The 22,203-nt window shown below is 65.6% G+C and carries 11 protein-coding genes and 1 pseudogene; 4 read left to right on the top strand and 8 right to left on the bottom strand.

Annotated features, from left to right (window positions below; translation table 11 throughout):
• Position 1 precedes the first annotated feature (1 nt).
• Entirely contained in the window at positions 2–8,650 is an 8,649-nt protein-coding gene (locus NJ69_RS09005) for an amino acid adenylation domain-containing protein (RefSeq protein ID WP_039578245.1), read from the top strand.
• Between the two features lie 254 nt (positions 8,651–8,904).
• Here NJ69_RS09005 and NJ69_RS09000 read toward each other — a convergent pair whose 3' ends face one another.
• The 5 genes from NJ69_RS09000 to NJ69_RS08980 all read right to left on the bottom strand — a co-directional run bounded on the left by NJ69_RS09000 (position 8,905) and on the right by NJ69_RS08980 (position 16,273).
• Positions 8,905–11,349 carry a TonB-dependent siderophore receptor gene (locus NJ69_RS09000; protein ID WP_039578242.1) on the bottom strand — a complete coding sequence of 815 codons (2,445 nt, stop codon included), beginning with the start codon at positions 11,347–11,349 and terminating at the stop codon, positions 8,905–8,907.
• A 224-nt stretch (positions 11,350–11,573) separates the two neighbouring features.
• Complete coding sequence (locus NJ69_RS08995) at positions 11,574–13,238, bottom strand: cyclic peptide export ABC transporter (protein WP_039578240.1); 1,665 nt, start codon at positions 13,236–13,238, stop codon at positions 11,574–11,576.
• Between the two features lie 839 nt (positions 13,239–14,077).
• On the bottom strand, positions 14,078–14,338 hold the full coding sequence (locus NJ69_RS08990) for a DUF1652 domain-containing protein (protein ID WP_039583216.1): 261 nt from the start codon (positions 14,336–14,338) through the stop codon (positions 14,078–14,080).
• Positions 14,339–14,593: 255 nt separating this feature from the next.
• Complete coding sequence (locus tag NJ69_RS08985) at positions 14,594–15,241, bottom strand: DUF1345 domain-containing protein (protein WP_039578237.1); 648 nt, start codon at positions 15,239–15,241, stop codon at positions 14,594–14,596.
• A 69-nt stretch (positions 15,242–15,310) separates the two neighbouring features.
• Complete coding sequence (locus tag NJ69_RS08980; RefSeq protein ID WP_052192073.1) at positions 15,311–16,273, bottom strand: site-specific integrase; 963 nt, start codon at positions 16,271–16,273, stop codon at positions 15,311–15,313.
• A gap of 270 nt (positions 16,274–16,543) precedes the next feature.
• On the opposite strand from NJ69_RS08980, the pseudogene NJ69_RS23165 reads away from it, so the two are divergent.
• Together NJ69_RS23165 and NJ69_RS23160 are read left to right on the top strand one after the other, a co-directional pair.
• Positions 16,544–17,320: pseudogene (locus tag NJ69_RS23165) on the top strand (PAS domain-containing protein); the annotation flags it as partial.
• Positions 17,321–17,350: 30 nt separating this feature from the next.
• On the top strand, positions 17,351–17,857 hold the full coding sequence (locus NJ69_RS23160) for a methyl-accepting chemotaxis protein (RefSeq protein ID WP_369811592.1): 507 nt from the start codon (positions 17,351–17,353) through the stop codon (positions 17,855–17,857).
• Between the two features lie 10 nt (positions 17,858–17,867).
• On the opposite strand, the gene NJ69_RS08970 is transcribed toward NJ69_RS23160, so the two are convergent.
• From NJ69_RS08970 to NJ69_RS08960, 3 genes are all read right to left on the bottom strand, one after another.
• A complete protein-coding gene (locus tag NJ69_RS08970; RefSeq protein WP_039578232.1) occupies positions 17,868–18,416 on the bottom strand; it encodes a lipocalin family protein in 549 nt (182 codons plus the stop codon).
• A 66-nt stretch (positions 18,417–18,482) separates the two neighbouring features.
• Positions 18,483–19,355: a phosphate/phosphite/phosphonate ABC transporter substrate-binding protein gene (locus NJ69_RS08965; protein WP_039578230.1), complete on the bottom strand. Its 873-nt coding sequence runs from the start codon at positions 19,353–19,355 to the stop codon at positions 18,483–18,485.
• A complete protein-coding gene (locus NJ69_RS08960; protein ID WP_039578228.1) occupies positions 19,355–21,670 on the bottom strand; it encodes a putative bifunctional diguanylate cyclase/phosphodiesterase in 2,316 nt (771 codons plus the stop codon). Before NJ69_RS08960 ends, NJ69_RS08965 begins: the two co-directional genes overlap by 1 nt.
• Before the next feature lie 122 nt (positions 21,671–21,792).
• On the opposite strand from NJ69_RS08960, the gene NJ69_RS08955 reads away from it, so the two are divergent.
• Positions 21,793–22,095, top strand: coding sequence for a hypothetical protein (locus NJ69_RS08955; RefSeq protein WP_155290529.1), 303 nt, complete (start codon positions 21,793–21,795; stop codon positions 22,093–22,095).
• The last annotated feature ends 108 nt before the right edge of the window (positions 22,096–22,203 follow it).

Below are 22,203 nucleotides of genomic sequence, written 5' to 3'. Positions count from 1 at the left end.
GATGGACAAGAGCACAGCAGAACGTATCGCCAAACGCTTCGTCGGCCTGGCGCTGGAGCAGCGCCGGCAGATCCTCGACAAGATGCACGAGACTGGGCAGAGCTTCCGCCTGCTGCCGATCGCCGTGACCCGTCACGACAGCCCGCGCATCCCACTGTCGTACGCCCAGCAGCGCATGCTGTTCCTCTGGCAGTTGGAGCCGCACAGCAGTTTCTACAACGTGCCCACGGCGGTACGCCTGGACGGGCCGCTGAACCTGGCGGCGCTGACCCGCGCCCTGGAGGCGCTGGTGCAGCGCCACGAAATCCTGCGCACGCGCTTCGTCAGCGAGGACGGCGAGTTCCACCAGCAGGTGCTGGATGACGCACCGCTGGACCTGCAGGTGATCGAACTGCAGCCGGTGGCGGGTGAGGATCCCGAGCAGTGCCTGGCCCAGCATGTGCGTCAGGCGCTGGAGGCACCGTTCGATCTGCTCGAAGGGCCGCTGCTGCGGGTGCGCCTGCTGCGCGTGGCCGCTGACCAGCACGTGCTGGCCGTGTGCCTGCACCACATTGTCTCCGACGGCTGGTCCGGCGAGCTGATGGTGCAGGAGTTCGTGCAGCTCTACGAAGCCTTGTCCGAAGGACGTGACCCGCAACTGCCGGCGCTGACGGTGCAATACGCCGACTACGCGATCTGGCAGCGCGCCTGGCTGGAGGCCGGGGAGGGCGAGCGTCAGTTGCAGTACTGGCGCGAGCAACTGGGCGATGAGCACCCGTTGCTGGCGCTGCCGCTGGACCACGAGCGTCCGGCGCAGCCCAGCTACCGGGGCGCGACGCTGCGCTGCGACGTGCCCGCCGAGTTGACCGAGCGGCTCAAGGCCCAGGCGCGCGGCAACGGCCACACCCTGTTCATGCTGACCCTGGCGGCGCTGGCGGTGGTGCTGTCGCGCTACAGCGGTCAGGCCGATATCCGCATCGGGGCGCCCAATGCCGGGCGCAACCGCAAGGAAGTCGAGGGCCTGATCGGCTTCTTCATCAATACCCAAGTGCTGCGCATACAGGTGGACGAGCGCCAGAGCGGTGCGGCCTTGCTGGAGCAGGTGCGCCAGGTGGTCAGTGGTGCGCAGTCGCACCAGGAATTGCCGTTCGAGCATCTGGTCGATGCCCTGGCGCCGGAGCGCAACCTGGGCCACAACCCGTTGTTCCAGGTCAAGCTCAATCAGAACCTGAGCGACGGCGAGGACGCCGCGCAATCGCGTCAGACCCTCGGCGAGTTGACCGTCAGCGGTTATCCGCTGGAGGGCCGCGATGCCCGCTTCGACCTGGCCTACGACTTCAGCGAGACGCCTGACGGGCTGCTCGGCTATTTCAACTACAGCACCGATCTGTTCGAGGTCGCGACCATCGAACGCCTGGCCGCCTCGCTGCAGCGCGTGCTGCAAACCCTGGCCGATCACCCCCACGACGCGTTGCTCGCGCATCCCGATCACCAGGCGGTACAGCTCCCCGCCACGCCTCGAACCTGGCCCTGCGCCGACTTCCTGGCCCTGTGGCGCCAGGCCCTGGCGGCCGGTGACGAGCGTCCGGCGCTGCGCGAAGGCGAGGTGCAGATCAGCTATGGCGAGCTGGAGCGAAGGGCCAACCGCTTCGCCCATCACCTGAGCGAGCAGGGCATCGCCGCCGGCATGACCGTGGCGCTGTGCCAGGAACGGACGATCGATTGGGTGACCAGCCTGCTGGCCGTGCTCAAGCTGGGCGCCGCCTACCTGCCGCTGGACGGCCGCCAGCCGCCCGAGCGCTTGCAGCACCTGCTGCGCACCAGTGCGGCGCGTCTGCTGGTTCATGCACCGGGCGATGCCCAGGCAGCCACCTTGGGCGTGTGTCCGGCGCTGGCGTTTGACGCCTCGCGCCATGAAGGCGGCAGCGAGCGACCGCCCGCCGTGTCGATTCTGCCCGGCCAGGCCGCCTACATCATCTACACCTCCGGTTCCACCGGGCAGCCCAAGGGCGTGGTGGTCAGCCACGGTGCCCTGGCCAACTACCTGCAAGGCGTGCTGCAACGCCTGGACCTGCCGACCGACGCCAGCCTGGCGATGGTCTCCACCGTGGCCGCCGACCTGGGGCACACGGTGCTGTTCGGGGCGCTGGCGAGCGGCCGTTTGCTGCACCTCATGGATCACGACCAAGGCTTCGATCCGGACGCCTTCGCGCGCTACATGGACCAACATCAGGTCGATGTCCTGAAGATCGTGCCGAGCCACCTGCAAGGCCTGCTGCAGGCCACCGACCCGGCGCGGGTGCTGCCGCGTCAGGTGCTGATCCTGGGCGGCGAGGCCAGCAGTTGGGCGCTGGTCGAGCAGGTGCAGCGGCTGCGGCCGGGCTGCCGCATCGTCAACCACTACGGGCCGACCGAAACCACCGTCGGCATCCTCACCCACGAAGTGGGCGGCTCGGCCGACGCTTGGCGCAGCGTGCCCGTGGGGCAAGCCCTGGACAACGGCCAGGCGCGGGTGCTGGACGCGTACCTGAACCCCTTGCCCGAGCGAGTGGCTGGCGAGTTGTACCTGGGCGGCGAGGGCTTGGCCCAGGGCTATATCGGCCAGCCAGGGCTGACCGCCGAACGCTTCGTGCCTGATCCGCAGGCGCGCCACGGTGAGCGTCTGTACCGTGCCGGTGACCGCGCCCGGGTGCAGGCGGGTGTGCTGGAGTACCTGGGGCGCGGTGACGACCAAGTGAAGATCCGCGGTTACCGGGTCGAGCCAGGCGAGATCGGCCAACTGTTGCGCACTCAACCAGGGGTGCAGGACGCCGTGGTGCTGGCCGTGCCCTTGGAAAGCGATGCCGAGCGCCTGCAACTGCTGGCCTGGGCAGTACCGGCATCCGGCGTCGAACTGCAGGCCGAGGCGCTGCGCGGGGCCTTGCAGGCGCGCTTGCCGGATTACATGGTGCCGGCGCAGATCCTGCTGCTCGAGCGCTTGCCGCTGACCGCCAACGGCAAGCTGGACAAGCGTGCGCTGCCCAGGCCCGATGCGGTTCAGCAGCGCTACACAGCGCCGGTGGGCGACATCGAACAGACCCTGGCCGCGATCTGGAGCGAGGTGCTCAAGCGCGAGCCGATCGGCAGCACCGACAACTTCTTCGAGCTGGGCGGCGACTCGATCCTGAGCTTGCAGATCATCGCCCGGGCCAAGCGCCAGGGTCTCAAGCTCAGCCCCAAGCAACTGTTCGAGCAGCAGACCATCGGTCAACTGGCGGCCGTGGCCAAGCGCATCGAGGCCAAGCCGGCGCCGGTGGCGCGTGAGGCGCTGGACGGTCGGGTGCCGTTGCTGCCCATTCAAGCGCGTTTCTTCGACACCGAGATTCCCCAGCGCCAGCACTGGAACCAGGCGGTGCTGTTGACCCCGCGTCAGCCGCTGAGCGTGGCCCAGGTGCACACGGCGCTGGCTGCCGTGGTCGAGCAGCATGCGGCCTTGCGCCTGCGCTTTGTGCAGGACCAAGGGCGTTGGCACGGCGAGTACGCCAGCCTCGACCTGTCGCAGGTGCTGTGGCACCACCGCCTGGACGATCCGGCATGCATCGCCGAACTGGCCGACGAGGCCCAGCGCAGCCTGGACCTCAAGCACGGCCCGCTGCTGCGGGCGGTGCTGATCGATCTGCCGCATGAGCAGCAGCGTCTGCTGCTGGTGATCCATCACCTAGTGGTGGACGGGGTGTCCTGGCGGGTACTGCTCGAAGACCTGCAAACGGCGTGTCTGGCTGCAGCAGCGGGGCGGACGCTATCGCTACCGGCCAGCGGCAGTTCGCTCAAGGCCTGGTCCGAGCACCTGCAGACCTATGCCCGCAGTCCGGCGTTGCAGGCCGAGCTGGCGTATTGGCAGGCGCAGTTGGGTGGTCTGTCCGACGATTTGCCCTGGGATGATGCCCAAGGGGGTCAGCAGCGCCGTCACGAGGTGTCGGTGCGCACCGAGCTGAGCGCCGAGCTGACCCGGCAATTGCTGCAGGACGCACCGGCGGCCTACCGCACGCAGGTCAACGACCTGTTGCTGACTGCCCTGGCGCGGGTCATCTGCCGCTGGACGGGCGAAGACCATGCGCTGATCCGCTTGGAAGGGCATGGCCGTGAAGACCTGTTCGACGACCTGGACATCACCCGCACGGTCGGCTGGTTCAGCAGCCTGTACCCGCTGAAACTGACCCCGGTCGAGGACCTGGGCGCGGCGATCATGACGGTCAAGGAGCAACTGCGGGCAGTGCCGAACAAAGGCATCGGCTACGGCCTGCTGCGCTACCTGGGCGAGGCGTCTGCGCGCGAGCGCCTGAGCGCCTTGCCCCAGGGCAATATCGTGTTCAACTACCTGGGCCAGTTCGACGGCAGTTTCGACAGCCAGACCAGCCTGTTCGCACTCGCCGCCGAGGGCGCCGGGCAAGGGCAGAGCGACGAGGCGCCGCTGGGCAGCGCCATCAGTATCGACGGCCAGGTGTATGCCGGGCGCCTGACCTTGGACTGGAGTTTCAGCCGCCAGCGCTTCGAGCCGGCGCGCATGCAGGCGCTGGCCGACGAATTCGGCCAGGTGCTGCGCGAGCTGATCGCCCATTGCGTGCGTCCCGAGGTGGCGGGCGTGACACCTTCGGACTTCCCCCTGGCACACCTGACCCAGGCGCAACTGACGGCCTTGCCGATGCCGGCGCAGTCGATCGAGGACATCTACCCGCTGTCGCCCATGCAGCAGGGCATGCTGTTCCATAGCCTGGCCGGCGAGGCGGCGAGTCAGTACGTCAACCAATTGCGCCTGAGCGTGCAGGGGTTGGACGTGCCGCGCTTCATCGGCGCCTGGCAAGCGACGATCGACCAGCATCCGATCCTGCGCAGCAGCTTCATCAGCCAGTTCGACCGTGCCGTGCAAGTGGTGCAACGTGACCTGGCGCTGCCGGTGATCCAGTTGGATTGGCGTGACGAGGCGGATCAGGCGCGGCGCCTGTGCGGGTGGGCCGAGGCGGACCTGGCCGCGGGCTTCGACCTGGCCCGCGCACCGCTGCTGCGCCTGGCGCTGATCCGTACCGGCGAACAGCAGCACCAGTTGGTGTTCACCAATCACCATATCCTGCTCGATGGCTGGAGCAGTTCAAGGTTGTTCGGTGAAGTGCTGCAGCGCTATGCCGGGCACGCCCCGGCCTCCTCGCCACGGCGCTATCGCGACTACATCCAGTGGCTGCAAGCGCAGGACGCCACGCTCAGCGAGCAGTTCTGGCGCGAACGCGTCGCCGGGCTGGACGAGCCGACCCGCTTGGCGCAGGTCCTCAAATGCGCGCGGCCCGCAGAGGGGCAGGGTGAGTGCAACGCGGTGCTCGATGCGCCGCGTACGCAGCGTCTGGCCGAATTCGCCCGCGAGCAGCGGGTGACCGTCAATACCCTGGTGCAGGCGGCGTGGCTGATGCTGTTGCAGCGCTACACCGGGCAGTCGAGCGTGGCCTTTGGTGCCACGGTGGCGGGGCGTCCAGCGGAACTGCCGGGTATCGAAGAACAGCTCGGGCTGTTCATCAACACGCTGCCAGTAGTCGCCAGCCCACGTCCTGAGCTGAGCGTGGCGGACTGGGTGCAGCAGGTGCAGGCGTTGAACCTGGCCTTGCGCGAGCACGAGTACACGCCGCTGTACGACATTCAGCGCTGGGCCGGTCGCAGCGGCGAGGCGTTGTTCGACAACATCCTGGTGTTCGAGAACTATCCGGTGTCCGAGGCGTTGCAGGAAGACGCGCCGCAAGGGCTGCTGTTCGGTGAGGTGCAGACCCAGGAGCAGACCAATTATCCGCTGACCCTGGTCGCTCAAGTGGGCGACAAGCTGCTGGCCAGCTTCAAGTTCGACCGGGCGTGCTTCGATGAGTCGACTGTCGAGCAGGTGGCGGGGCATTTCCTCGAACTGCTGGAGGGGATGGCGCAGGGGCCGCAGCGGGCCTTGGGTGAGTTGGCGTTTGGCGGCGTGGTGGCGCGGGAGGTTGCGCGGTTTTCGAGCACTGAGTCTATTCAGGGACTGATCGAAGCCCAGGTGGCGCGGGCACCGCAGGCCATTGCCCTGACGTTTGCCGAGCAGTCGCTGAGCTACGACGGCTTGAACCGCCGTGCGAATCGCTTGGCGCACAAGTTGCGCGAGCAGGGTGTTGGGCCGGATGTGCTGGTGGGCCTGGCGGTGGAGCGCGGGATCGAGATGATCGTCGGGTTGCTGGCGATCCTCAAGGCGGGCGGGGCGTATGTGCCATTGGACCCGGAATACCCGCAGGATCGCTTGAGCTACATGATCGAAGACAGCGGTATTGCGCTGCTGGTGACTCAACAGCACCTGCTGGCCGATCTGCCCGTGCCGGCTTCGGTGCGTAGCCTTGTGCTTGAAGCCGATCTTGATGGCTACAGCGATGACAATCCTGAGCACCTGACTCAGCCGGATAACCTGGCGTATGTGATCTATACCTCCGGTTCGACTGGCAAACCAAAGGGCACCTTGCTCCCGCATCACAACGTGTTGCGCTTGTTCAAGGCGACCGAGAACTGGTTCTCCTTTGACCAGAATGATGTCTGGACCCTGTTCCACTCCTACGCCTTCGATTTCTCGGTCTGGGAAATTTTCGGCGCACTGCTGCACGGTGGGCGTCTGGTGATCGTGCCGCGTGAGGTGACGCGTTCTCCTGAAGACTTCCACCAGTTATTGGTAGAGCAGGGCGTCACGGTGCTGAACCAGACGCCGTCGGCGTTCAAGCCGTTGATGCGTGTCGCGTGTGAAAGTGCTTCCGACCTGGCCCTGCGCTCCGTCATCTTCGGCGGCGAAGCCCTGGACGTGCCTGCCTTGCAGCCCTGGTTCGAGCGTTTCGGCGAAGACTGCGACAACCTGGTCAATATGTACGGCATCACCGAAACCACGGTGCACGTGACTTATCGCCCGATCCGTTTCGAAGACACGCAACAGACCAGCAGCCCCATCGGCACTGCAATTCCTGACTTGTCGATGTACGTGCTGGACGCCGATTTCAACCCAGTGGCTCCAGGTTGCAGCGGCGAATTGCACGTCGGCCACGCGGGCTTGGCGCGCGGTTACCACAACCGGCCTTCGCTTACTGCCGAGCGCTTCGTACCCGATCCATTCTCTAGCGAGGGCGGTCGTCTGTACCGCACGGGCGATCTGGCCCGTTACCGCAGCCAGGCAGTGATCGAATACGTCGGGCGCATCGACCACCAGGTGAAGATTCGCGGTTTCCGCATCGAGCTGGGTGAAATCGAAGCCCGCCTGCATGCCCACGAGGCCGTACGCGAAGTGCTGGTGCTGGATATCGACGGGGCCGGGGGCAAGCAACTCGCGGCCTATCTGATCCCGCAGGAGGCGCAGGTCGATCACGGCCAACTGCGTGACGCGCTCAAGCAGCACCTGAAAGCTCACCTTCCGGACTACATGGTCCCGACCCATTTCCTGGTGCTGAACGCCTGGCCGCTCACCGCCAACGGCAAGCTGGACCGCAAGGCCCTGCCCAAACCAGACGCCAGCCAATTGCAAAAGGGCTACGTGGCACCGCGCACGGCACTGGAACAGCAACTGGCCGCGATCTGGAGTGAAGTGCTCAACGTCGAGCAAGTGGGTCTGCACGACAACTTCTTCGAATTGGGCGGCCATTCGCTGCTGGTCATCACGCTGGTCAATAAGCTCAGGGCAACCTTCTCTGCCCAGATCAGCCTGCATGAGTTCATGCTGATGCCAGACTTCGAAGCGCTGGCGAGCTTCATCGGCGGTGGCAACGATCGGTTGTCCTCGCCTGTGGTCGCCCTCAACGCCTGCACGCTGGACCGCCCGGCGTTGTTCTGCCTGCCACCCGGCGGCGGGGCTGCCTATGCCTACTACCCGCTGGCCAGGCGCCTGGCCGCGCAGCGTCCGGTGTACGGCGTGGTCAATAAAAGCTACGCCGTGCCGGGCTGGGTCGACCGCTCGTGGGAGGACATGGTGAGCTACTACGTCGAGCAGATTCGCGCCACCCAGGCGCAGGGGCCCTATCATCTGCTGGGATGGTCGCTGGGCGGCGCGCTGGCGTTGGAAGTGGCGCATCGTCTAGAGCAGATGGGACAGCAGGTAGGCTTCGTCGGCTTGGTCGACAGCCTGCTGCCAGCGGACGTCAGCGGACTGCAGAACAGCGAGACCGACGTGGCCGAGCCTGTCGTGCAAGCGGCGGACGAAAGCCTGCTGCGCGCCTTGCTGGCCTTCGCTCCAGGCGTTGGTGAGGCGCGCATCCTGGCGTTGATCGCCCAGGCGCAGGCGTTGCCGGACAACGTCGACCGCGCCGAGTGGGTGATCGAGCGCGTTGCGGCGCTGGGCGAGGTCAGCGCCGAGCAACTGCGCGAGGTCCATCGGAACGTGAACCTGCAACGCGACATTGTCGACGGTTTCGCGTTGCTCGAGCACAACTCGGCGCTCAGCGAAGCGTTCCGACTGCGGCCATTGCAGGTTCAGGTGGACTGCTGGTGGGCGAGCCAGAGCCGCAGTGCCGAGCGTGTGGCCAAAGGCGAGGCTGGATTGGTGACACAGGCGTCGATCAATGGACTGGCCAGTTCGACGGTGGTTGCCGATGGGCATGAGGGGATCGTCAACGCGGCCGAGTTCATGGATGGGGTCGTGGCCCGGCTGGCGCGGCAGCGCTGACGGGCTGGCGTTTGGCGGTCTCGGGTTGCTGACATTCCCGGGACCGCTTTGCGGTCCAATCGCGACGCGAGGCCGCTCCAACAGAAGCCGCGCTGGCTTATGGAAATCATGCACTGCAGACGAACAACAAACGCATGATCACCCGGTGTCGCACACTGTGCCCATGAGGTGAATCGGGCTTTGACACTGCAGGTTCACAGGCAAACAAAAACGCCCCCTGAAGAGGGGGCGTTGCGTTTGCATCTTTCAGCCGATCAGAAGTCGCCTCGCAGACTGAGCATATAGCTGCGTGGGGTGCCGTAGGTGGTGCCACGGGTCCAGTAGCCCAGCGAGTCGAAGTACTTCTTGTCGAACAGGTTCTCGACGTCCACGCCCACGGTCCAGTGCTGGTCGATCTTGTAGGCGGCACGCGCATCGAAGATCGCTCGGCCGCTGTTGCGGGTTTCGTTTGCCGCGTCGTCGTAGGCGTTCTGCGCCGACATGCCGCCGCCGACGCTCCAACGGTTCCATTCGCCCGGCAGGGTGTAGTTGGTGTTCAAGCGCACCATGTGCTTGGGGGTCTGCGCCGAGATCGGGCCGCCACTGGAAAAGCTGGTGGTGTTGTAGGTGTAGCCGGCCGCCACCTGCAGACCGGGCAGGACTTCACCGGTGGCCTCGGCTTCGAAGCCCTTGCTGCGGCTGATGCCGTCGTCGTTGAGCCAGCAGCGTCCTGCCGGGTCGGTGGGGCAATTGCCGCGGTTTACCACATCCTGAACGGCCCTGTCTTCCTGTTCGATGTAGAACACGGCGAAGGACACATTCAGGCGCTTGTCGAACAGTTCACCCTTGATGCCGGTTTCGTAGTTCGACCCGATCGATGGATCCAACACGCTGCCGGAGACCGTGCGGTACTGCGACTGTGGCAGGAAAATATCGGCATAGCTGGCGTACCAGGACCACTGATCGTTGAGGTCGTAGATCGCACCGACGAAGGGGGTGAATTCCTTGTCCTGGCGGCTGGTAGTGACCGTAGGGCCGTCCCAGGCTTCGTTCTTGTACCAGCTCAGGCGTCCGCCGAGCACGAAGCTGAGGGCTTCGGTGGCGTGCAGGCGTGTGCTCAGGTAAACGCCATAGCGGGTATCGATGGTGTCGTCGGCATAGTCCCAGCCCTGACGTGCCAGCTCGGGGATGTTGTTGTGGCTGGGGTTGTAGACGTTCAGCGGGATGGGGTCGGGCAGTTCTTCCTTGCGGTCCTTGTCGTTCATCTTGCGCTTGGACCAGTTGGCGCCCAGGGTCACTTGATGGGTCAAGCCGAAGGCCTCGAAGGTACCGTCCAGATGGCCATCGACGGCGTCGGAGGTGACGTCGAACTTGTGGTAGCTGACGTCATTGACCACCGGCCCGCCAGGCGCACCGTACTCCAGCGTGTCGCCCGCATCCCATTCGATGGCGCTACGGTTGTAGCCGCCTTCGGAATGGGACATCGCCAGCTTGGCGCTCCAGTTGTCGTTGAAGTGATGGGTGAGGTCGGCGAACACTTCGTCGATGTTGGTCTGCAGCGTGGTCCAGTCCTGGCCCAGGTAGGTCGAGCGCTTGAGGTGCGGATTGCTGCCATCCGGGTTGTTGGGAATGCCCAGCACGCTGTAACCGTTGGTACGCGAGGTCTGCCGGCGCAGGCCGACGGCCACGGTGGTGGCGTCGCTCAGGTCGCCTTCGAGAATGCCGTACAGCAGGGGCCGTTTGGACTTGGTGACATCGGTGAAATAGCCGCGGTCCTCGTAGGAGGCGACCATGCGGCCACGCAGGGTACCTTCGGGGTTGAGGCGGCCGCTGGCGTCCAGGTCCAGGCGGTAGTTGTCCCAGGAGCCGGCGCGGGTGATCACGGTGAAGCGCGGATCGGCGGTGGGGCGCTTGCGTACCAGGTTGACCGCGCCACCGGGGTTGCCGGCGCCGATCAGCAGGCCGGAGGCGCCGCGCAGCACTTCGACGCGGTCGAACATGGCCATGTCCGGGGACATCCAGCCGGTGTAGGCGTAAGCCTGACCAGGCACGCCGTCGACCATGTAGCTTTCGTCTTCGAGGTCGAAGCCGCGGGAGCTGAAGTGGTGGTTGCCATAGCCGCGGTTGGCGCGGGTGATGCCGGTGGTCTGGGCCATGACCTGGTCGAGCGAGACCAGGTTCTTGTCATCCATCAATTTACGGGTGACCACGGTCACCGACTGCGGCGTTTCGCGCAGGGTTTGCGCGGTCTTGCCGATGGTCACCGCACCTGTGGTGTAGGAATTGCTGCCCTCGGTGGTGGTGCCCAGGGTCTGCCCGGAAATGGTGGTGGCATCCAGGGTCATGGCTGCGCCGGATTCGGCCGCGCCACTGATGATCAGGGTGTTGCCCTGCACGCTGAAGCGAATCCCGCTGTTCCTGAGCAGCTCCCCAGCTGCCTGGGTAGGCGTGAAACGGCCTTTGACTGCGGTGCTGCGCAGGCCCTGCACGCTTTCCGGGCTGAACAGCACCTGCAGGTTGCCCTGGCGGCCCAGGGCTTGTAGGGCGCTGGAGAGCGATTGGGCAGGGATGTCGAAGTCCTGTTCCTGGGCCTGCACCTGGGCGGCCAGTGGCATCGACAGGGCCAGGCCCAAGGCGGTCATCGCCGGAGCGCCACGCAACAGCTTGCGCAGCATCAGGGCTTTGCTCAGGGGGCTCAGTGTGGAGTGTGGTGTTGGCATTTTTTGTCGGCTCGATCCAAGGTACGCAAGTAAATGAAAATTATTCCGTTGCGAGTGAGACGCGTGCGCAGGCCGAAACCGGAAAGAAAAAGCCTTCTGGTCGCGATTTTTTTCTGCGACTGCTTTCGAGCAGGTGCGGATTCTGCGGGCGGCACTGGGAGAACGAGTCGAGCGCGGGGGAATTTAACCCAGGCGGGGCGGCGGTGGCGCCGCCCCGAGGTCGGTCACGCAGGCAGGGCGGAGCGGGGATTGTGCTCGACCATGATCTGGCCGGCGTGCAGGCGGACCAGTTGGTCGGCGATGGGGAAGTAGCGGTCGTCGTGGGAGATGACGATGAGGGTCTTGCCCTGCTGTTTGAGCTCGGGCAGCAGCTCGGTGTAGAACACGCGGCGGAACGCTGGATCCTGGTCGGCGGCCCACTCGTCGAACACCAGCACCGGGCGTTGATCGAGCCAGGCGTTGATCAGCGCCAGGCGCTTGCGCTGGCCGGTGGACAGGTCGGTGGTGGTGAAGCTGCCGTCGCGGATGCTGACCTTGTGCGCGATGTCCAGGCGCTCCAGGTACTTGCTGGCCTCTGGCGGCAGTTCGGCCTGGCCGGGCAGCGGTTCGTCGAACAGGTAGTAGTCGGCGAAGATGGTGGTGAAGAGTTGGCGATAGTCATCCAGACTTTGGGCTGTGACGGGCTCGCCATTGAGCCGCACTTCGCCCTGTTGCGGGGTATAGAGACCCAGTAACAGCTTGATCAGGGTGGTCTTGCCGCAACCGTTCTCGCCGACGATGAAGACGATGTCGCCCTGTTTGATGGTCAGGTCCACCGGGCCCAGGTGGAACGGCTGGCTGCCCTCTACCGGTGGGTAGTCGTAGCGCAGTTGGTGCAGTTCGATGGAGCGCACCTGGGTCACGCTCGGGATGCGGTCGCTGACCAGCAGGTGCGGCTCGGGCGAGGAGAAGCGGTGGGAGAGCTCGGCGATGCGGCGCAAGGCGATCTGCGCCCGGCTGATGGCGGGCAGATTGGTGATCAATTGCTCCAGCGGGCCCTTCATGTAAAGCATGACCAGTACGAAACCGCCGAGCACGCTGCGCTCGGTGCTGGGCCAGAACGCCTGGAAGGCGATGGCCACGCCGATCACGGCGAAGAACAGCATGGAGCCGAAGGTTTCGGCGCTGACGAAGATGTTGGCGGCGCGGATATTGGCCTGGCAGATGCGTTCGGTGGCGCCATGGATCGCCTGGTCGTGCATGTGCTGGCGGCGACGGCGCTGGATACGCAGTTCCTTGGCGCCGCCGGACAGCGCCTGGTAATGCTTCTGCAGGTCGTCTTCGGCGTTGCGGGCCTTGAGGATGTTGTGCATGCCATAGCGGTGAGCGAGGAACTGCGCGCCGGTGCCGATCACGACGGTGAGCAGGGTGATCAGCAGGATCTGCCAGGACAGCAGGGCGAGGTAGGCCAGGCAGCCGAGGGTGACAGTGAAGGCGATGACCATCGGCGCCACGGACAGGGCGAAGGTGCTGAGGGTACTGACGTCGTTGAGCAGCACTGGGATCAGACGGTGTGCGCGGTAGCGCTCGAGCTGGGCGATGGGAGCGACCAACACCTTGGCCGAGAGCTCGCGGCGCAGCCTGGCTACCACGTTTTGGCCGACGTAGTTGGTCAGCAGGTTGGAGGCGGTCGAGCAGGCCAGGGTGAGCAGGCACAGGCCGGCGAACAGCAAGGCGATGTCGGTGCCGGGGCCGGTTGCGGAATTCATGGCGCGGTTGATGGTCGCCAGCAGGGCCGTGACGCTCAGGCCGCTTATCACGCCTAGGGCGGCTGACAGGGCTACCAGTGACCAGAACGGCTTGAGAAGGCGCAGGGTTTCCTGGGCTAGGCTGGGGGGCTTGGGGGTCATTGGGGGTCTCTTGGGTGAGCGTTCGTGCTGGGGGCTGCTGCGTTCTCCTTAGACGACTTTTTTGGGGGGGGATTTAGTTGGCTTGGGGATTGTGGGGGATTTTTTTTGGGGGGGGACTGGTGGTTTGGGGGCTTATCCGGTGGCTTTGGTGAGGCTTAGTCACCTTTTCGCCCTTACGGCGACCCTCTTTTTTTCTTGGAAAAAAGAGGGGCAAAAACCGCTTGCTCCCGCATCCGGCCCCTACGCTGCGCTTCGGGGTTCCCTCGCGCCGGTGGCATTCCGGGGGTACCGCGCTTAGGGGCCATCCATGGCCCCAAGCGCTTGACGGGCATCCATGCCCGTCAACCCCCTCCATGCCACCTCTGCTCGGCCTCCTGAGGTCGCGATGGGCGGCGTCTGAACTGGCGCGCGCTTAGAAGCAGGGCGGTGGGGCAGATGTTCTGGAGCGCTGCGCGATCAAATCGCCGTTGCCGTTGCCGTTGCCGTTGCCGTTGCCGTTGCTTTTGATCTTAGTGCGCGGTAGTCCAATCACCGCCAACCGCGACCTCAGGAGGCCGAGCAGAGGCGTCGCGCAGGGAGGTGACGGGCATGGATGCCCGTCAAGCGCTTGGGGCCAGGACGGCCCCTAAGCGCGGTCCTCCCGGAGCGACGCCGGCGCGAGGGAACCCCTGCGCGCAGCGCAGGGGCCGTATGCGGGAGCAAGCGGTTTTTGCCCCCCTTTTTTCCAAGAAAAAAAGGGGGTCGCCGTAAGGGCGAAAAGGTGACTAAGCATCACCCCAAAATCCGGATATGCCCACATCGGCCCGCCCGAAAAAAACCTGATATTTCCCCCCCCCAGCTCAAACCCACCCAACAACCCCCCGCCCCATACTAAAAGCCTCCAACTCCACCTCGACAGCCTCAATGATCCGCTCAACATCCGCCGCCGCCATGACCGCCGTACAAGGAATCCCGGCAATGGCCAGCACCGTCTCCCCGGTAGCCCGATCGAACACCCGCGCGACCATGCTCCGCGGTGCATCCATGCTCGCCTCGAAACCCAAAGGATGAAAATGCCAGCGCATCACTTGGCAGGCATTGGGAAACGTCATCTTGTTCATGCCAACCTCCACGACCGGAAGCCCGAAAGCCCTGCCCAGGAGCGATTCATCCACCCACCCAGGCAGTCGGCAGACACTAAACATAGCAGCTGCCACACCAGTGTCCTCCCGCCATGATGACAATTCGAAGCCTGTGTGATCGACATCACCAACAGCCCCACAAGCACCACGCCACAACAGCACGCCAACACAGGTGTTCGCGACCGAGGCGCCCCCCGCCCACCGCCAAGCTTCAGGCCACTTTCAGACCGACGGTCAACTCAGCAACCCGGCCGCAATGTTGATGGTGAACCCCAGAATCGCCGTGTTGAAGACGAACCCCACCAACGAGTGCCCCAGTACCACCCGGCGCATGGCCCGGCCGCCGACGCCCACATCGGAGGTCTGCACCGCCACGCTGATGGTGAATGCGAAATAGTGGAAGTCCCAGTAGTCCGGTCGCCGCTCGCCGTCGGCAAAGCGCAGCAGCGGTTGATCGCCGCTGTCGAGGTAGAACAGCCGCGCGTAGTGCAGGCTGAAGATGCAGCCGATCAGCAACCACGAGCCAGCCACGGTGAAGCCGGTGTACAGGTAATGCATCATCTGCGCACTGCCATGCAGGTCGCGGCTGGCCGCCAGTTCCAAGGTCACCGCAGCCAGGCTGGCGATGGCGGCGATGGAGACGGTGAACAGCACCAGGCCCGCGTTCTCGTCTTCGACGTTGGCCACCCGCTGTACCGTGTCCGGCGTCGCCCGCCAGGTCAGCCAGAGCACCAGGATCAGGTACAGCCAGACCCCGACGTTCCAGCCGGCCAGGAAGCGTTGGGTCCAGTCGTCGGCGGGGATCAGCCAGGCGCCGAGCAGGCCGGCCAGGGTGCCGAGGGTCAGGCGAGGATGGGAACGGGTCAGACGATGAAAGGCCATGGACGCTCGATGGGCAGAAGGGGTGCTTGAAGGCTAGCTCGAGCTGAGACGATGCGCGATGCCAGGCGTTCACTTCGCCGCGTCAGGCAGCGCGTGGGGCGTGTACTTGGCCGTCGGCAGCGCCAACTCGCCGAACGCCTGACCGGCTTCGATGTAACGCAGCGCCGACTTGGCATCTTTCCAGCCCACGTAGCTCATCAACGCCTTGAGCTCCCAGCCGTTGCTCGTCGCCCATGTGGCGAAGCCGCGGCGCAACGAGTGCCCGGTGTACAGCGTCGCAGGCACTCCAGCGCGTTCGAGCATGCGCCGCAGCAGGCCGATCAGGCTGTTGCTGTGCAGCGCTGTTTCGCCCAAGTGACCCCAGCGGTCGAGCTTGCGAAACACCGGGCCTCGGGCAATACCGGCCACTTCGATCCACTGCAGGTAGGCCGCCACCGGGCACAGCGCTTTGAGTGCCGGGGTGCGGTAGTGCACCCCGAGGGCTTCGCGATCGCCCTTGCTGCGGGGCAGGAACAGCGTGATGCCAACCCCAGGCTCGGCCTGGATGTGCTCGACCCGCAGACGCGCCAATTCGTCGCCGCGAAAACCGCGCCAGAAACCGAGCAACAGCAAGGCGGCGTCGCGTCGGGCCCGCAGCAGCGCAGGCAGATCGTGCCGTGCCTGGGCCTGGCGGGCCTCGTCCTCGAAGCCATCCACCGCCGTCTGCAGGTGCTGCAGCAGCAAGGGCGCGGCCTGGCGTGGCAGTGTGGGGTGCAGGGTGCGGATGCCCCGCAGCACCTGTCGCACCAAAGGCGCCTTGGTCGGATCGGGAAAGCCTTGCGCCTGGTGCCATTGGCTCAGCGCAGCGAGGCGCTGGCGCAAGGTGCTGACGGCATGCTGGCCGGCGTGATCGGCCAAATAGCGGGCAATGCTGTCGGCGGTGGCGGGCAGGAAACCGCCCCAGTGCACCTCGAAATGCTCGACGGCGGCTTGATAGCTGCGGCGGGTATTGTCACGGGTGGCAGCGCGGACGTAGCGCTCGATGTCGGTCATGGCGGGGCAGGCTGTGGCGCAGTGATCGCGCCACCATAAACCAGCCCGGCAGACGGCGCCATTGGCCGCCTCGCAGCCTGGCCATTGACGACTAAAATATTCTCCAGCGCCGATAGCACTTTGATAGCGGTGCTGTGTCTTTAATGGCATGCTGCACCCCATCTCCAATAAGAAGCGCCAGCCCCCGTCATCCGGGGCCTGGGGCCGCCAGCCGACTGGCTTGCAGGATGCGTGCGTGCCCATCCCCCTCACTGTTCGCAAGGTATCCTCATGTTCGATCGCAAAGTCAAAGCTCAGCTGGCGGCCAGTGAAGCCGAGGTCAGGCGCCTGCGCCAAGTACTGGACCAACTGGAACAGGGCACCCTGGCCTTGCGCCTGGATGCCGAGCGCCGCATCGTCGCCTGCAACGATGCGTGCGCTGCTGCGCTCGGGCAGCCCAAGGAAAAGCTGATCGGACGCCCCCTGATCGACCTGGTGCCCAGCTACGTCACGACGCTGCCGTGCTATCGCCGTTTCAACGAGTCGGTCTCGCGTTTTCAGCCGGTGACCGATGACTACCGCTTCCATAACCCGCAAGGCGGTCTCACCTGGCTGCGCCTGACCTGGTTGCCGGTCCGCGATGCAGACGGGCAACTGGACCACATACAAGGCTTTGGCAGCGACACCACGGTGCAGATCGAGAAGAACCGCGAGAACGGCGCGTTCGTCGATGCGTTGTTCCGCTCCACGGCGGTCATCCAGTTCGACCTGGCCGGCAACATCCTCACCGCCAACGAGCAGTTCCTCAGCGCCATGGGCTATTCGCTCGGTCAATTGGTCGGCCAGCATCATCGGATCTTCTGCAGCGCCGAGGAAGTCGCTTCGCCGGCCTACGCCGAGTTCTGGAAGACCCTCAACAGCGGGCGCTACGTCGCCGGACGCTTCCGACGCCTGGACAGTCATGGCCAGGAAGTGTGGCTCGAAGCCAGCTACAACCCGGTCTACAACGCCGAGGGTCACATCATCCGGGTGATCAAGTACGCCTCGGTGGTCACCGACCAGGTGCGCAAGGAGCAGGAAATCCGCCGCGCCGCGGAAATGGCCCTGGATGTGTCGCGCACCACCGACGTCAGTGCCCGCGAAGGCGCGGCAGTGGTTCAGGAGGCGGTGAACACGATGCAGGCCGTGGCGGGGCAAATGCAGTCGGCGTCCACCACCATCGAGGCACTGGGCAAGCAGTCGGTGGTGATCAGTTCGATCGTGCAGACCATCGGCAGCATCGCCTCGCAGACCAACTTGCTGGCGCTCAACGCCGCCATCGAGGCCGCTCGTGCTGGCGAGCAGGGACGGGGCTTCGCCGTGGTGGCCGATGAAGTACGCCAGTTGGCCGCGCGGACCAGCAGCGCCACCGAGGAAATCGTCACGGTGGTGGCGCGTAACCAGCAACTGGCCGACCAGGCCGTGATCGAGATCGAAAGCAGTCGCGAGCAGGCCAGTGCCGGCCTGGCCTTGGCCGGTCAGGCCGGCACTGCCATCAGCGGGATCCAGGATGGCGCGCGGCGGGTGGTGCAGGCGGTGGGCCAGGTGACCCACGACCTGCTGTAAGGCGCAGTCCTCAGTCGGGCGCGCGCCAGATCAATTCGTCGGTGTCGTAGCCGCGTTGGCGGGCCACCTCCAGCAACTGGTTGCGGGTGTTCTCGCTGACCGTCGGCGTGCGTGACAGCAGCCACAGGTACTCGCGGTTGGGGTGGCCGACCAGTGCCACGCGGTACTCGGGATCGTGGTACAGCACCCAGTACTGGCCCTTGGCAGTATCGGGCGCCAGCTTGCTGAACCAGTTGTCGAAGCGCACCCACAGCTTGTCAGTCTGCCCGGGCTGTTGAAGCTGGGCGATGCCGGTGGCCTCCTGCCACTGGCCATCTTTTTCGCGGCAGCGGTTGGTCACATCGACCTGGCCGTCGCTGCGCAGGCGATAGTTGGCCTCCGACTGCACGCACTTGCGCTGGAAGAACATCGGCAGGCGCGCCAGTTCGTACCATTTGCCCTGGTACTGCTGCAGATCGACGGCCATGGTCTGCGGCGGCGGTTTGTCGTCCGGTGAACCCACGCAGCCGGCCAGGGTCAGGGTCAGGCAGGAAACCAGCAAAGTGGCGCGAATCGCCATGAGCAACCTCCAGGAAATTCATGATGTCGCTGTTTCGACGCCGCCGGGCCGGGAAAGTTGAATCGGTCAGCGGGCCTTCAGCGCTTGCTCCATCACCTGTTCGAGACCGGTGTAGGCCCCCGGGCCGATGACCACCAGCGCACTGGCATCCTGCGAGCGAACGAAGGCGGCCAGCGCCTGCGGGTCGGCAAGCATGGCCTGGCGGATCCGCGCTTTGAGTGCCGGGCACAGGTGGGCGCTGAGCACATAGGGATCGTAGGGAATCGGCGCCGAGCGCCATAACACCTGGAAGGCTTCCGGCTTGAGTGCATGGCGCGCCAGGTAGGCATCGGCGCGTTCACTGGCCACGAACGCGGCTTCGACCCATCCTTCGAGCAGGGCGTCCAGCGCTTTGTCGTGGGTGCCGGCGTAGACCAAGGCCCCGAAGTAGTCGCGCAACGGGGTATTCACGCGCCCGGCGAACTCGACGCTGGGCACCAGGCTGCCGGAGGTGCTGGCCGGATCGCTCAAGGCCACCCGTTTGCCGCGCAACTGCGCGAACTGCGCAGGCCCGTCCGCACGGGTCAACAGCAGCGACTGATACTGGCTGCCGGCCGCTGTGTACGGTCCGGCCTTGAGGGCGAAGGTGGCGAAGGCCTCAACGCGCGGATCGCGTCTGTGCGCCAGCACGTAGGCGGCGGGCCCCAGCCGGGCGAGGTCGGCGCCGCCGGAGACGATGGCATCGACCACCGCCTCATAGGACGACGCCACCACCAACTCCACCGGCAGCCCGGTGACCTCGCTCAAATGCTGCAGCAACGGCTGGTGCTGTTCGAGCATGAGCTCGGCGCTGTACATCGGAATCACTGCCAGGCGCAGCGTTCGCTCCGCGCAGTCGGCCAGCAGCGTGACCGGCAGCAACAGCAGTGCCAGCAGGGTGAATGCTTTGAGGATACGCATCAGGCCACCTGCACCGTGCTGAAAGGGGGGTAGTCGCGCAGTTGCGCGGCCGACAGCGGACGGCTGAAGTGATAGCCCTGGGCGATGTCACAGCCGGCCAATTTCAGGTACAGCACCTGCTCGCGGGTTTCCACGCCTTCGGCCACCACCTCCAGCCCCAGGCGCTTGGCCAGGATGATCGTCGAGGAGACGATGGGGCTGTCGTCATGGCTGTTGCACAACGGGGCGATCAGCGAGCGGTCGATTTTCAGCTTCGACAGCGGCAAGGCCTGCAGGTGGGCGAAACCGGCGTAGCCGCGACCGAAATCGTCGAGGCTGATGCCGATGCCTGCCGTGCGCAGGCGGTGCAGGTGCTCCAGTGCCGTGCCTTCAGGGTCGAGGATGGTGGTCTCGGTGATCTCCAGTTCCAGGTGGCGATTGTCGATGCCGTACGCAGTCAACAGCGCCAGCAGGCGCTCGCTGAAATCGGCCTGGCGCAGTTGCAGTGCCGAGACGTTCACCGCCAAGGGGGTCTCGCGACCCTCGGCGTGCCAGCGAGCCAGTTCTTCGCAGGCCAGGCGCAGTACCTCCCAGCCGAGTTCGACGATGAAGCCGCTGCGCTCGGCCATGCCGATGAAGCGGTCCGGGTAGAGCAGCCCGAATTCCGGATGGTCCCAGCGCACCAGCGCCTCGTAACCCTGCACCTGCAAGGTGTCCAGGCGCACCTGCGGTTGGTAGTGGAGCACGAACTGGCGTTCGGCCAGGGCACTGCCCAAGGCTTGTTCGAGGGTGAAGGCCTGGATGTCGGGCAGGTTCAGCGACGGGTCGAAGAAGCGGTACTGGGCGCGGCCGGCCTGCTTGGCCGAATACATTGCCGCGTCCGCGCAGCGGATCAGGCTGTCGACCTCCTGGCTATCACGCGGGGCGATGCTGACGCCGATGCTCGGGCTGGTATTGACCTCCTTGCCATCCAGGGCATAAGTGGCCGAGAGCTTGGCCACCAGCGCCCGCACCCAGGCATCGATCTGTTCTTCGCTGCGGTTGCCGGCCAGCAGCACCACGAACTCGTCGCCGCCAAAGCGCGACGCTTCGTCTTCTGGCTCGAGCAGGCGCTGGATCCGCCCGGCCACCGCCTGCAGCAGCAGGTCGCCGATCTTGTGGCCCAGTGAATCGTTGATCGACTTGAAGCGGTCCATGTCGATGAACAGCACCGCAGTCAGGCGCCGGCGCCCGCGCTGTCGGGCCAGTGCCTGGGCCGCCACTTCGACGAACTGGCGACGGTTGTGCAGACCGCTGAGGTGGTCGGTGGCGGCGGCATGGCTGCTGCGCCGGTGGGCCTCTTCCAGACGGCCGATCAGTTCCTGGTTCACCTGTTGCGCCTGTTCCAGTTCGGTAAAGGCGTCCTGGCGCTTGCGCAGCAGGCGCAGCCCCCAGGCCAGGCCGCCGAGGATCAGCACGGTCATGCACAGGTTCAGCCAGAACTGGCGTTGGTAGGCGAGGGTGGTCGGGGCGAGGATCTCGTCCTGGCGCTGGCTCACCACGACGCTGAAACCGCGCTCGGCCACGCGCCGGTACAGGCTCTGGAAGCTGCCCTCGTAGCTGTACTGGGTGAACTGGCCGGATTCGCCTTCGCTGTCGGGCAACTCCGGCGCCAGGGTTTCGCCGGCTACCACCACGCCGCTGCCGTCGATGCGCACCCGCTCGCGGCCATCGGCCTGGAGCAGGCGCAGCATGCCGCTGCGGCCCAGGTCGATGTGCTGGAACAGCATCGCCAGGTAGCCGACGTCCAATTGCACCACCAGGACGCTGTCGACTTCCCGGCCACGCAGGTCGGTCAGCGGCAGCAGAAAAGGCAGTCGCCAGTTGGGCAGGGTGGGTGTCGTCGCGTGTACCGGCGTGCTCGGCATGAACGGCTTGAAGCCATGGCGCGACACGTGCTGGCGAAGTTGGTCGAGCCAGTCGTCCGACAGCCGTGGCGCTTCGTCGCTGTGACTGGCGGCGACCAGACGGCCCTGGCGGTCGTACAGGCTCATGCGCTTGAACACCGGGTCTTCGGCCAACAGCCGCGCCAGGCTCAGGCTGCCTTGGCGCGCGCCGAGCAGGTCGTTGCGGCTGACCCGACTCACCGCCTGGGCACGGTCGACCAGTTGGCGCAGGCTTTCGCCGACGATGTTGGCCAGGTTCAGGTGTTCGGCCGCCTTGGCCGCCAGGGCGTCATTCCGGGCGGCGGCCCTCTGAGCCGCATGCAGGCCCCACAGAAACGCCAGGATGACACCGCACAAGATCAGCAGCAGCAGGGGTAGCAGCCCTGCGGGCGAGAGGAGAGGGCGCTTCACGTCATCCAAGTTCCATGGGCCGGGGTGCTCGAAATTAAGACAGGCAGATGACAAGAGAATGACTGATGGCAAATTGCCTCAATGCCGCTTCGACAGGCGGCTGTAAGGAAACGGCCTACCTCTTGGCAGGAAGGAACGAGATCCTCACTACGTTCCGCCGTGAGGGGTTCGCCGATCACAGGGTCGAACTCGACTCGACAATCAGCGGCTGGTACTGGGGCAACATCCTGCTGGGCGGGGTCATCGGCATGCTGATCGTCGACCCGCTCACCGGCGCGATGTACAAGCTGCCCCAGGACGTCACGGTGGAGCTGGAGGGGCAGCGTCGCCCGCACGCTTCGGCCGCCGCCAGCGCTGACTTGAGCATCGCCTCGATCGACGACCTCACCCCCGCGCAGCGCGAACGACTCATCCCCCTTCACTGACGCCCCGCCATGATCGCCGCAGGGCCTGCGCCCCGGCGGTCATCCGCCTTCTGCCCCTGCGCAAGGCCCGCAAAATGGCCTCTCGCGGGTGCTGACCTGCCTTTGTCC

The sequence above is a fragment of the Pseudomonas parafulva genome (assembly GCF_000800255.1).
GTDB classification, from domain to species: Bacteria; Pseudomonadota; Gammaproteobacteria; order Pseudomonadales; family Pseudomonadaceae; genus Aquipseudomonas; species Aquipseudomonas boreofloridensis.
Note: the sequence above shows the minus strand (reverse complement) of the source record. Positions and strands in the feature narration are given on the sequence as shown.